Annotated in this window: 8 protein-coding genes; 5 read left to right on the top strand and 3 right to left on the bottom strand. The window is 74.3% G+C overall.

The annotated features are described in order from the left end of the window. Positions 1-207 precede the first annotated feature (207 nt). On the top strand, positions 208-543 hold the full coding sequence (locus LP52_RS22525) for a hypothetical protein (protein WP_040276369.1): 336 nt from the start codon (positions 208-210) through the stop codon (positions 541-543). Positions 544-598: 55 nt separating this feature from the next. On the opposite strand, the gene LP52_RS22520 is transcribed toward LP52_RS22525, so the two are convergent. Next, on the bottom strand, positions 599-3,619 hold the full coding sequence (locus LP52_RS22520; RefSeq protein WP_040276368.1) for a bifunctional [glutamine synthetase] adenylyltransferase/[glutamine synthetase]-adenylyl-L-tyrosine phosphorylase: 3,021 nt from the start codon (positions 3,617-3,619) through the stop codon (positions 599-601). A gap of 255 nt (positions 3,620-3,874) precedes the next feature. Between LP52_RS22520 and LP52_RS22515 the strand changes: the two genes are divergently transcribed. Further along, positions 3,875-4,198, top strand: coding sequence for a DMT family transporter (locus tag LP52_RS22515; RefSeq protein ID WP_040276388.1), 324 nt, complete (start codon positions 3,875-3,877; stop codon positions 4,196-4,198). A gap of 29 nt (positions 4,199-4,227) precedes the next feature. Next, positions 4,228-4,764, top strand: a complete 537-nt coding sequence (locus LP52_RS22510; RefSeq protein WP_238581053.1) for a TetR/AcrR family transcriptional regulator — start codon at positions 4,228-4,230, stop codon at positions 4,762-4,764. A gap of 204 nt (positions 4,765-4,968) precedes the next feature. On the opposite strand, the gene LP52_RS25920 is transcribed toward LP52_RS22510, so the two are convergent. Next, positions 4,969-5,814: a hypothetical protein gene (locus tag LP52_RS25920; protein WP_157036439.1), complete on the bottom strand. Its 846-nt coding sequence runs from the start codon at positions 5,812-5,814 to the stop codon at positions 4,969-4,971. Between the two features lie 379 nt (positions 5,815-6,193). On the opposite strand from LP52_RS25920, the gene LP52_RS22500 reads away from it, so the two are divergent. Further along, entirely contained in the window at positions 6,194-6,475 is a 282-nt protein-coding gene (locus LP52_RS22500) for a hypothetical protein (protein WP_040276367.1), read from the top strand. A gap of 426 nt (positions 6,476-6,901) precedes the next feature. Then, complete coding sequence (locus LP52_RS22495) at positions 6,902-9,943, top strand: helix-turn-helix transcriptional regulator (protein WP_040276366.1); 3,042 nt, start codon at positions 6,902-6,904, stop codon at positions 9,941-9,943. Positions 9,944-10,093: 150 nt separating this feature from the next. Here LP52_RS22495 and LP52_RS22490 read toward each other — a convergent pair whose 3' ends face one another. Continuing rightward, a complete protein-coding gene (locus LP52_RS22490) occupies positions 10,094-11,878 on the bottom strand; it encodes an NAD+ synthase (RefSeq protein ID WP_084723416.1) in 1,785 nt (594 codons plus the stop codon). Between the last annotated feature and the right edge of the window lie 196 nt (positions 11,879-12,074).

The raw sequence follows: 12,074 nt of genomic DNA, 5'->3' as shown, positions 1-12,074 counted from the left end.
TGGGCGGGGCGAGCGGCGTCGTCGTGCCCCCGTGCTTGGCGCCGATCTCCGGTGCTTCGGCGATGGTGTGCACCAGCGCCGTCCCGTGGCCGTTCCCGGAGTGACGGGTGTTCGCGCCGTCCGGCTTTTCGCGGGGTCGCTGAAACGTGATGCCGGCGGGGGCGGGGGACGGCGATTGTATACTACAGACGGTAGTAGCGTCGGGGCATGGACTTCATCCACTCGGTACTGGTCTTCCTCCACCTGCTGGGCATGGCGGGCATCATCGCGGGCTTCATGCTCCAGCTCATCGCCGGGCACCGTTCCGGGCCGAAGAGCATCCTGCACAGCTCGCTGCTGCAGCTGGTGACCGGACTGCTCCTGCTCGGTCTCGCCGAGATGGGGGACGACCCGGTCAACCACGCCAAATTCGGTGTCAAGCTGGTCGTCGCGCTGGCCGTGGTCGTCGTGGCGATCCTCGACGTGCGCAAGCCCGGCAACCGGCTGGCCATCGCCGCCGGTGCGCTCGCGGTCGTCAACGTCGGCGTGGCGGCGTTCGTCTAGGCACACCCGGCGCCGGCGTCCCCGCTCCGCAGCGGGCGCCGGCGCCGGCGCCCGCTCAGTCGTCGTAGAAGACGCGCTCCATCACCGCGCGGGCCCGGCGGGTGGCTTGGCGGTAGTCCTGGATCATGCGGCCGACCGTGCCCTCCTCCTCGGCGTCGTCGCGATAGCCCAGGGCGCCGGCCAGGATCGCCTGGTCGCGCAGCGACTTGGGAATGGAGTCGGAGGGCTTGCCGCGCACCAGCATGACCGCCCCTCGCACGCGGGACGCGAGGCGCCAGGCGATCTCCAGCGTCGCGCCGTCCTCACCGTCGAGCAGTCCGGCCCCGACCGCCGCGCGCAGCGCCTCGATGGTTCCCGTGGTGCGCAGCTCGGGGATCTCGTGGGCGTGGCGGAGCTGCAGCAGCTGGGCGACCCACTCCACGTCGGACAGCCCGCCCCGGCCGAGCTTGGTGTGCAGGGCCGGGTCGGCGCCGCGGGGCAGCCGCTCGGCCTCCATGCGGGCCTTGAGCTTGCGGATCTCCCGCACCTGGGCGTCGTCGACACCCCCCTCGGGATAGCGCAGCGGGTCGACGAGCTCGGTGAAACGCGCGCCCAGCTCCAGGTCGCCGGCGATGGGCGCGGCACGCAGCAGCGCCTGGCTCTCCCAGGTCGAGGACCAGCGGCGGTAGTAGACGGCGTAGGAGTCCAAGGTGCGCACCATCGCACCGCTGCGGCCCTCGGGGCGCAGGTCGGCGTCCAGGAGCAGCGGCGGGTCCTGCGCCGGCATCTCCAGCAGCCGCCGCAGCTCGCGCACGATCGCGTCGGCGCTCTCGGTCGCGGCCATCGTGCCGGCGCCGGGCAGCGGCTCGTGGACGAACATCACGTCGGCGTCGCTGGCGTAGCTCAGCTCCCCGCCGCCGAAGCGGCCCATGGCCACCACGCACAGCCGTGTCTGCGGTTCCCCGCCGCGCTGGTCGGCGACGCGCGCGCGGGCGGTGCGCAGCGCCGCCTCGATGGTCACCGCGGTGATCGCGGTGAGCGCATCGCCCACCGACTCCACCGGCGAGACCTCCAGCAGGTCGGCCAGCGCAGTGCGCAGCAGCTCGCGGCGGCGCAGCGCACGAACGGCGGCGACGGCGTTCTCGGCGGTGCCGTGGCGGCGCAGCGCCGCGTCGGCTTCGGCCTCCAGCGCCCGTGTCGGCCGCTGCACGAGGTCGGCGTCGTCGGCCAGCACACCGACCGCCTCGGGGGCGCGCAGCAGCAGCTCGGTCACGTAGCGGCTGGTACCCAGCACCCAGGCCATGCGTTCGGCCACCCGGATGTCGTCGCGCAGCAGGCGGAGATACCACGGCGTGCCGCCCAGCGCCTCGCTGACCTGGCGGAAGGCCAGCAGCCCGGCGTCGGGGTCGGGGGCGTCGGCGAACCAGCCCAGCATGACCGGCATCAGCGTGCGCTGTATGGCCGCCCGCCGTGAAACCCCCGAGGTCAGCGCGTCCAGGTGCCGCAGCGCGCCGGAGGGGTCGGCGAAGCCGAGCGCGCTGAGCCGCTCGCCCGCCTGCTCCAGCGTCAGGCGGGCCTCGCCCTCGGGCAGGCGCGCCACGGCGTGCAGCAGCGGGCGGTAGAACAGTTTCTCGTGCAGTCGCCGCACCTCGGCGGCGACCCGGCGCCAGGCCGCCATGAATTCGGTGACGGGGTTGGCGGCATAGCCCAGCGCCCGTCCCAACCGGCGCAGCTGCTCGGAGCCGTCGGGGCTGTCGGGGTCGGGCAGCAGGTGCGTGCGGCGCAGCCGGCTCAGTTGCAGCAGGTGCTCCACGCGGCGCAGAAACCGGTAGGCGTCGGCGAGCCCGGCGGCGTCCTCGCGGCCCACGTAGCCGTTCTCCGAGAGGGCCTCAAGCGCGGCGAGGGTGTTCGACGAACGCAGCGCGGTGTCGGCGCGTCCGTGCACCAGTTGCAGCAGCTGCACCGAGAACTCGATGTCGCGCAGACCGCCGCGGCTGAGCTTGATCTCGCGTTCGGACTCGGCGGGCGGGATGTGGGCGACGACGCGGCGGCGCATGGACTGCACGTCTTCGACGAAGTTGTCGCGGCCGACGGCCCGCCAGACCATCGGCTCGATCTCGGCGGCGTAGGCGGCGCCGAGATCGGGGTCGCCGGCGATGGGGCGGGCCTTGAGCAGCGCCTGGAACTCCCAGGTCTTGGCCCAGCGCTGATAGTAGGAGACGTGGCTCGACAGCTGGCGCACGAGCGGACCGTTCTTGCCCTCGGGGCGCAGGGCGGCGTCGACCTGCCAGAGCGTGCCTTCACGGGCGGTTTCGGAGGGGATGCGCATCATCTCCGCCGCGAGCCGCGCGGCGGCGCGCATGGCGGCCTGCTCGTCCTCCACGCCTGCGGCGGGTTCGGCGACGAAGACGACGTCGACGTCGCTGACGTAGTTCAGCTCGCGGCCGCCGCATTTGCCCATGCCGATCACGGCCAGGCGGCAGAGCGCGGCCTGCTCGGGATCGTCGGCCCGCGCGATCGCCAGAGCGGCGTCCAGCACGGAGGCGGCCAGGTCGGCCAGCTCGGCGCCGACGGTCTCCAGGTTGGCGGCGCCGGTCAGGTCGCGCCCGGCCAGCCGCAGCACGCGCCGGTGGTAGGCGACCCGAAGCGCGTGAGCGGGGCCGTTCGCGTCGTCGGTCTTCGGGGCCGCCACGGGGGCGGCAGCGTCGGCGTTGGGGTCGGCGCCGACGATGTGCAGCATGCTCGCCCGGAGTTCGCTGGTGCCGGGGGCGCGGGCGGCGTCGGCTCCGCGCAGCTCGCGCCAGTCGCCGGGGTGGCGCATCAGGTGGTCGGTGAGGGCGGTGCTGGCACCGAGCACCTTGATCAGCCGGGCGCGCAGGTCCGGGTCGGCGGTCAGCGCCTCCAGCAGGTCGGCGGGCTCCGCGCAGCATTCCAGCAGGCGGCTCAGGCCCAGCAGCGCCTGGTCGGCGTCGGGCGCGGCGCCGAGCTCGTCGACGATGCCGGCGTGGCGCTCGGGGTCGAGCCCGCAGTCCTGCATCAGCCGCACGGCGCGCGTGCCGTCGCCGAACCCGCGCCGCGCCAACGCGCCCGCCGTCAAGGTGAATGTCTCCCGAGCCACGTTGATCACCGTAGTCGCCGTGCGGGACCACCCGGTAGACTGAACTAGTTGAACGGACGTTCAACTTTATCGTTCACCCGGACTTCCCGCGTCCACTCTCGGACACGGTTTCCGGATCCCCGTGTGCAGCGGGCGCGGTCGGCGCGGCGGCCGCCCTCCGCCTGCGCACTCGCCTCTCTCATCGCACCCGGCTCCGTGCCCGCCGCGGAGGGCCGGGAGGAAAGGACGGCCCGGATGACGTGGCTGCTGCTGATAGGCGCGATCGCCGCCGAGGTCACCGGCACGATCGCGCTGCGCTTCTCCGACGGGTTCACGCGGCTGGTGCCCTCGCTGGTCGCCCTCGCGGGTTACGGCGCCGCCTTCTGGCTGCTGGCCCAGGTGCTCGTCCGCGGCATGAACATCGGCGTCGCCTACGGGGTCTGGGCGGCTCTGGGCGTGTCGCTCGTAGCGGTGATCGGCGCGCTCTTCCTCGGCGACAGCCTGACCTGGGTCCAGGCCTGCGGCGTCGCCCTGGTCATCGGGGGCGTGCTCGCTCTGGAGCTGGGAGGATCCCACTGAGCGCGGGCGAGCACGCCGACGGCCGCCGCGTGCGCGGCGAGCGCCGCCGGGCCGAACTGATCGCCGCGACCCTGCGCGTGGTCGAGGCCGACGGCGTCGCCGGGGTCACCCACCGTGCCGTCGCACGGGAGGCCGGGGTGCCGGCGAGCTCGGCCGTCTACCACTTCGCCACCCTCGACGACCTCCTGGTGGCCGCGCTGACCTCGGTCACCGACACCTACGTCGAGCAGTTGCACGCCCTGGCCTCGCAGCACAGCGACGTTCCCACGGCCCTGGCCGAATTCGTCGCCGACGGCGCGGCCGCCGACCGCTGCCGCGCCCTGGCCGAGTACGAACTGACGCTGCTGGCTGTACGCCGCCCCGCCCTGCGCCCGGTCGTCCGCCGCTACCTCTCCGCCGTGACCGAAGCCGTCGCCTGCTGCACCGACGACCCCGTCACGATCCGCGCGGCGGTAGCGGCAGTCGACGGCCTGTTCCTCCAAGGCCTCCTGGACGAGAGGGGCGTCCCCACCGAGGAGATCCACGCGGTGCTGACCCGCATCCTGGGAGGTGGGGGTAGGGGGTGAATACTCCGCCGAGGTGGTCGAGGGCTGCGGACGGGTGCGGGTGGGGATGGCCGGTGCCGCGGGAGTGCGGTTGCGCGCCCGACGAAGGCCGTGAGGTGGGTGGTCGCCGGCAGACCGGGCACGGGAGAGGATCGGCCGTCGGCCCCGGTCACGCGGGCGGCCGCCCGCGGACACAACCGGCGGCGTCGGGGCAGCGACGGTTCCTCAGACGGCGCCGTCGTCCTTCGCCGAGTGTTTGCGAACGTCGGGGCGCAGGCGGATCCAGAGGATCGCGGCCGCGGCGATCGTCGCGAGAACGATCAGGACTCCGGTGAAGAGGCTCGTCACCGTGAGCACGCGCTGCGGGGTGGAGACCGTCGACGCCGTGGTAGGGGCCGCCCGGTCGGCGCGATCGGCGCGATCGGCGCGGTCGACGCGGTCGGCGTCGGTCGCGCAGGCCACCGGGGGTGCGCCCTCCTCGGTCTGGGCACAGGCGGTGGTGGCCACGCGCCACAGCCGCTCGCCCGGCTCGCCCAGGCGCACGCGGGCCGTGCGCTCGATCTCGGCGCCGGGCTCGACCACCACGCTCCACGTGGCGACGCCGCCCGTGGCCATACCGTCGGCCCCGACATCGACGAACTCCGCCTCCGCCGAGACGCGTTGGGAGACGATGGCCTTCTGCCGCCGGTCGCCCTCGTTGCGCAGGGTCACGGTGTAGTCGGCTTCCTCGCCGGCGGAGATCTCCTCACGACCGTCGCTGATACGGATGGACAGGGGCGCCCCGTCGACCGTCGCGGCGCGCTCGCCGTCGGAGTCCGAGGCGGTCGGCGCGAGCGCGGCGGCGACGGCCGGCGGGACCCCCGGCGCGAACGCGGCGGAAGCGGGCGCCTCGGACCACGCCGTCGACCCGACCGGGTCCGCGGAGCGCTCTCCGGCGCGCTCAGGCGCGCCGCCGTCCTCTCCTGGCGGAACCGCCGCCGCGGAGGTTCCCACTGCGGTCGCCGCCACCAGGGCGGCCGTCGTCGCACCCGCTGCGCAGCAGCGGCCCCAGCTCGCGGTGCCCTCGGCCATGTACACCAACTCCCGATCGTTGCGCCGATCGTTCGCGCGCCGCTCTGCCACATCGGGCGGCCACACCGAAGACAACTACGCGTATGCGGTTGCGAACGGAACGTGACACGCCTACGGAGGGTCATCTCGGCACCGGCGCGCTCGGCCCGACGGTCCGGCGCAGGTCCGTGCAGGCGGGTACGGAGGCCTGGACCGCGGGCCCGTCTTACGGGTTCCGGCCGCGTCTTAGCCGTCTGCCCGGGGGTTTCCCGGAGGACCCGGCCTTCCGTAGGCGCGGATAAGGCGTTCACCCGATGCGGGAGCACCGTTCTTACCTGGAGTGTGGTCAGCACAGAGGCCGCAGTACGGGCCCACTCCACGTCAGAGAAGGTAGGACACCATGCACCCGGACTTCCTGCGCGCCGCCGCCGACGAGCGGATGGACCGGCTGCGGCAGCAGCCCCGCCAGGGCTCGCTGCGGCTCGCGATGCGCGCGGCGCGGTCGCTGCACCGGCGGAACGGCCGCAACACCGGAGGGCCGGAGGGCGGACGGCCGCGCGAGGCGCCCGAACAGCCGCCGTCGGTGCCGCAGGCGGCAGGCGCCGGCGCGGACGCCCCGGCTCGTGCGGCCGATGCGGCCGAACCGGGGTCCGCCACCGAACGCGTTCCGGCCGGGTGCTGATCCGAAGCCTCGTCCGGATCGGCACCGAGGCCGGACCGGCGCCGGTGCAGACCCTGTCTGGTCCGCGCGCCCGGTCGGGACCGGGCGGGCCGGCTCCGACCGGGCGGAGCCGGGCGGCTTCATCCCGGCTCGGCGCCCGGCCTCCCACGAATGAGCACCGGAGCGCCGGGCGCCCCGATGCCGCGACCGCCGACTCCGCTCTCACCGCCATGCGGCCCGCATCGGCCCTCCTCCCTCGGCCCGAGCCCGGGCGGACGGAGCCCGAGGCGGCCCGAGCCGGGCGGCCGCGGCTCCGCGGTCGGCCTTCGCCCGTGGCCGAGTGCCGGCGGGCCGCCGACCGCCTTCCCTCGTCTCCTGACGGCCGGCACCGCCCCTCCCGGGAAACGGAATAGCCCGAAGCACGCACTCCCGGGCATACTGGACTCCATGACGCCGGTCGGCTCCAGCCCTGTGTTCATCGGGCGCCAGCAGGAACTCCGCATGCTCCTCGACCACGCGCACAGTGCGCGCTCCGGGGCGGGTGCGGCGACGATACTCGTGGGCGGCGACGCCGGGGTCGGCAAGACCCGGCTGATCGCGGAGCTCACCGACCGCGTCGCGGGCGGGCGCGTGGTCGCCGGCGGGTGCCTGGAGCTGGGCGTCGACGGCCTTCCCTTCGCGCCGTTCGTCGCCGTGCTGCGGCAGATCCTGCGCGACCACGGCCGCGGAGTCTTCGACGCCCTGGCCCAGCGCGGCGCCGCCGACAACGCCCACCGTCCCCTCGCCGCCCAGGAACTCGCCCGCCTGCTGCCCGAGCTCGGCCCGCCTCCCGAGGACCGCCGCGAGGCACGCGGCCTGTTGTTCGAACAGGTGCTGCGCCTGTTGACCGCGGTCGCCGGAGACGACGGGCTGACGGTGGTCATCGAGGACCTGCACTGGGCCGACACCGCCACCCGCGACCTGCTGGTGTTCCTGCTGCGCAATCTCGACACCGCCGCCGTGCTGATCGTCGCCACCTACCGCAGCGACGACCTCCACCGCGGCCACCCGCTGCGCCGCCTGCTGCTCGAGCTGGAGCGGCTGCCCTCGGTCACCCGCCTGGAACTGGAGCCGCTCGGCCCCGAGGAAGCCGCCGAACAGGCTGCCGCGGTCCGCGGCTGCGAGCTGGCGCCGGACGAAGCCGCCGCCCTGTTCGACCGCACCGGCGGCAATCCGCTTTTCGTGGAATCACTGGCCGGCCAGAGCGGCTTCCTCGGCGCGGGCCTGCCCGAACGGCCCCGCGAGCTCCTGCTGGCCTCGCTGGACGGGCTCGACGAGGCCCACCGCGACGTTCTGCGCGTGGCCTCCATCGGCGCCGTCAGCGCCGCCCACATCGAGCACGACCTGCTGGCCCACGTCGCCGGGCTCACCGACAACGACCTCACCGCCGCGCTGCGCGCCCTGGTCGACGCCAACGTGCTGCGCGTCGACGGGACCGGCTACCGCTTCCGACACGCCCTGCTGCGTGAAGCGGTGCACGACGAGCTGCTGCCCGGCCAGCACACCCGGCTGCACCTGCGCTTCGCCGAGGCTCTGGACGCCCTGCCCCAAGCCGTGCCCTTCCACCGCCTCGCCGCCGAGCAGGCCCACCACTACTACTCGGGCCACGACCTGGCGCGCGCCCTCAGCGCCGCATGGTGGGCGGCGGTGCGGGCGTCGGAGACGCTCGCCTTCGCCGAGGAGCTGCGCATGCTCGAACGCGTCCTGGAGTATTGGGAGCGCGTACCCGACGCCGTGGAGCGGGTCGAGGGACACGGCCACCCCCAGATCGTCGCGCGGGCCGCCGCCGCGGCCCTGGAGAGCGGCGACTTCTTCCGGGCGCGCGCCCTGTGCGACGCGGGCCTCGCCGAGATCCCCGGCGACGCCGACGATGAGCGCAGCCGTGTCGACCGCGCCGTCCTGCTCCGCCGCCGCGGCCAGGCACGGACCCAGATCTCCGACGGCGACGGGGTCGCCGACCTCGTCGAGGCCATGGCCGTGCACCCCTCCCACGACCCCGGGTACGGGTTCGTGCTCTCGCTGCTCGCACGCGAGGCCATGCTGCACCAGGAGGATTCGTTCGCCGCCCGGCAGCCGGCGGCGGACCGGATACGCGGCGACTCGCCCATCGGGCTGAGTGCGACCGAGCTCGCGGCCGAGGCGATCCGGTGCTCGCACGAGGGCGGCGACACCTGCGCCGAATCCGACGCACTGCTGACCTTGGGCACCTGCCGCATGAACGAGGGCGAATTCGAGGAAGGCAGGGCGATCCTGGAGCGCGGCCTGGAGCTGGCGAAGCGGTTGCAGGACCCCTCGCTGGAGTCCCGCGGCATGGCCAACCTCGCCCACTACATGCGGGAGCGGGGCATGCACGAGGAGGCCCTCCTCCAGCTCGGCGCCGCCATGGACCGGCTCCGCGAGCTCGGGCTGATGAGCGCCAGCGGCCCCTTCGTCGCGTTGAACATCGCCGAGACCCGGTTCGACATGGGCGACCTCGCGGGCAGCCGGGAGAAGGTGCGCGCCAGCCTGGCCTGGTCTCCCTCACCGGCCCACCGGGTATATCTGACCACCGTGGACGTGCGCGCGGCCCTGGCCCAGGGCGATGTGGCGGGGGCCAGGCGCGGCGCGGCCGACCTCGGTCCCGACCGGCTCTCCGGCAACTCCCGCATCCACACCATGCAGCTCAGCGCCGCCGCGCTGATCGACCTTCACACGGCCGAGCGCGACTTCGCCCGCGCGCTGGAGCTGGCCGGCCTCGCCCTGGCGCGCATCGACTTCGACCGGTCGCCCGGCTACGGGTGGGTGGTGCTGGACCGCATCGCCGAGACGCTGCGCCAGGCCGCCGGGCTGCCCGCGGGCGGCCCGGACGCGACCGGGGTGCGCGCGGCCGTCGCGGGCTTCGCCGAGCGCCTGCGGATCGACGGCCCCGTCCAGTCCGCGTTCCAAGCCACCGTGCGCGCCCGGCTGGCCTCGTCTGCGGGCGATCCGAGCCCGGACGGTGCCGCCGACGCCGCCGCGGCCTGGTCCGCTGCCGTCGAGGCGTGGAACGAGGTCGCCATGCCGCTGCACCGGGCCGAGGCGCTGCTGCTGGCGGCGGAGTCCTCGCTGGCCGCCGACCGCGGCGCGCAGGTGGGCGATCCGCTGCGGGAGGTCGCCAAGCGCGCCGCCGAGCACGGTGCCGCGGTGCTGGAGGGGCGCGCACGCGAGCTGGCGCGGCGGGCCGGGGTGGCGTTGGACGACGGCGGCTCGGGCGGCGGTACGGCCCCGGCGGGCCCGCCTGCCGGGCTGACCCCGCGGGAGGCCGAGGTGCTGCGGCTGCTCGCCCGCGGTCACACCAACGCCGGTATCGCCGAGGAGCTGTTCATCGCGCCCAAGACCGCCAGCGTGCACGTCTCCCACATCCTGGCCAAGTTGGATCTGCCCAACCGCGCCAGCGCGGGCGCTCGGGCCCACGAGCTGGGACTGGTCTGACCGGCCCACGGATCGGCGGCGCGCAAGCGCCCCGCCCGGAAGGGAACCGGGCGACGCTGCGGCCGAAAGCGCGACCCCGGGCACCGCGGGACCGGCGCCCGACCCAACCACGGGTGCGGCCCGCCCTCTGCGTCCCGGCCGCGCCCGCCCTCAGGCCCGGGGCGTCCAGCGGTTGGTAATCGGCAGGCGGCGGTCGCGGCCGAAGTTGCGGGAGCTGATCTTGGGGCCCGGCGGGTACTGGCGGCGCTTGTACTCGGCCTTGTCGACCATGCGGATGACCCGCTGGACCAGCTCGGGGTCGTAACCGTCGATGGCCAGCTCCCGCATCCCCTTGTCGGTGCCGATGTAGGCGTCCAGCAGCCCGTCGAGCAGGTCGTAGTCCGGCAGCGAGTCGGTGTCGACCTGGCCGGGGCGCAGCTCGGCGCTCGGCGGCTTGGCGATGGAGTTCTCCGGGATCGGCGCCACAGCGCCGGTGCGCTCGGCCTCGGCGTTGCGCCAGCGCGCCAGCTCCCACACGAGCGACTTCCAGCAGTCCTTGATCGGCGCGAATCCGCCGACCGAGTCGCCGTAGAGGGTGGAGTAGCCGGTGGCCAGCTCGCTCTTGTTGCCGGTGGCCAGCACCAGGTGGCCCTCCTGGTTGGACAGGCCCATCAGCAGGGTGCCGCGCACCCGCGCCTGGAGGTTCTCCGCGGCCAGGCCCTCCAGGGGCATGCTCTCCTCGAAGGCCGCCACGATCGGGGCGATGGCCACCGTCCGCGCCGTGATGCCCTGGCGCTTGACCAGGTCCTCGGCGTCGGAGACCGAGTGGTCGCTGGAGTACTTGCTGGGCAGCAGCAGCACGTGGACGCGGTCGCCGCCCAGCGCGTCCACGGCCACGGTCGTGGCCAGCGCGGAGTCGATACCGCCGGAGAGCGCGAGCGCCACCGACCCGAAGCCGTTCTTGCGCGCGTAGTCGCGCACACCCACCACCAGCGCGCGGTAGACATCGCCGACATCGGTGGAGGGGTCCGCCCGCGGGGTGAGTACCGGAGGATCGGGGGCGTAAGACGCGACGGGCTCGGCCGAGTGCAGATGGCGCACCACCCGCACGCCGTCGACGGCCTCACCGGGCTCCTCGGAGCGCGGCTCCTGCCCCGCGGCCGTGTCGTCGGCGGCAGGCAGCGCCAGATCGGTGACGAACAGGTCCTCTTCGAACTTCGGCGCCCGCGCGATCAGCTCGCCCTCGGCGTCGACGATCAGCGAGTCGCCGTCGAAGATCAGCTCGTCCTGGCCGCCGCTCATGTTCACGTAGCCCACCGCGGCGCCCATCTCGCGGGCGCGGCGCTGGCACAGCTCCATGCGGACGTTGTCCTTGTCGCGCTCATAGGGCGAGGCGTTGAGCGTCACGAGCAGGCCGGCGCGCGCCCGCCGGGCCGCGGCGACCGGTCCGCCGCCCTGCCAGAGGTCCTCGCAGACGGCGAAGGCGACGTCGACGCCGTGCAACCGGACCACCGGCAGCGTCTCGCCGGGGACGAAGTTGCGGAACTCGTCGAAGACGCCGTAGTTGGGCAGGTGGTGCTTGGCGGAGGTGATCTCGACGCGTCCGCGGTACAGCAGCGCGAAGGCGTTCTGCGGGGTCCCGGCGGGCTGGCCGTAGCGCTCCCCCACGCCCACGCGGCGGCTGAGATAGCCCACCCCCACGGGAAGCTCGCCCAGCCCCTCCTCGGCCAGGCGCTCGGCGAGCGCGGCCACGGCCTTGACCGAGGCCGACACGAAGGAGTTGCGCAGGGCGAGGTCCTCGACCGGGTAGCCGGTCACCATGAGTTCGGGGAACACGGCCAGGTGCGCGCCCGCCTCGTGGGCGCGCCGGGCGTAGTCCACGACGATGCGGCTGTTGCCGTCGAGGTCGCCGACGGTCGGGTTCACTTGCGCCATCGCGATTCTGAGCTGAGCCACGCTTCGAGACTAGTCGGTGGGCCGCCCCGCGCGGCGCTCCGCTCCCCGCTCAGCAGTGGGTCCGCGACGTGAGACTGCGTACACTGTGGCGCGGGCGGAGGGCGCGAGCTGCGTTAATGCGCCGGAAACCTGCGACGTGCACACTGGCGGTAGGAAACCGCGGCAGGCGGCGCGGCCGCGTGCACCACGACGAGGA

This window comes from Streptomonospora alba, from assembly GCF_000826685.1.
In the GTDB taxonomy this organism is placed as follows: Bacteria; Actinomycetota; Actinomycetes; order Streptosporangiales; family Streptosporangiaceae; genus Streptomonospora; species Streptomonospora alba.
Note: the sequence above shows the minus strand (reverse complement) of the source record. Positions and strands in the feature narration are given on the sequence as shown.

Bases quoted from the DNA above. Each gene is read 5' to 3' on its own strand.
- LP52_RS22500 (WP_040276367.1), top strand. From the start codon at position 6,194: ATGCACCCGGACTTCCTGCGCGCCGCCGCCGACGAGCGGATGGACCGG.
- LP52_RS22525 (WP_040276369.1), top strand. From the start codon at position 208: ATGGACTTCATCCACTCGGTACTGGTCTTCCTCCACCTGCTGGGCATG.
- LP52_RS22495 (WP_040276366.1), top strand. From the start codon at position 6,902: ATGACGCCGGTCGGCTCCAGCCCTGTGTTCATCGGGCGCCAGCAGGAA.
- LP52_RS22515 (WP_040276388.1), top strand. From the start codon at position 3,875: ATGACGTGGCTGCTGCTGATAGGCGCGATCGCCGCCGAGGTCACCGGC.
- LP52_RS25920 (WP_157036439.1), bottom strand. From the start codon at position 5,814: ATGGCCGAGGGCACCGCGAGCTGGGGCCGCTGCTGCGCAGCGGGTGCG.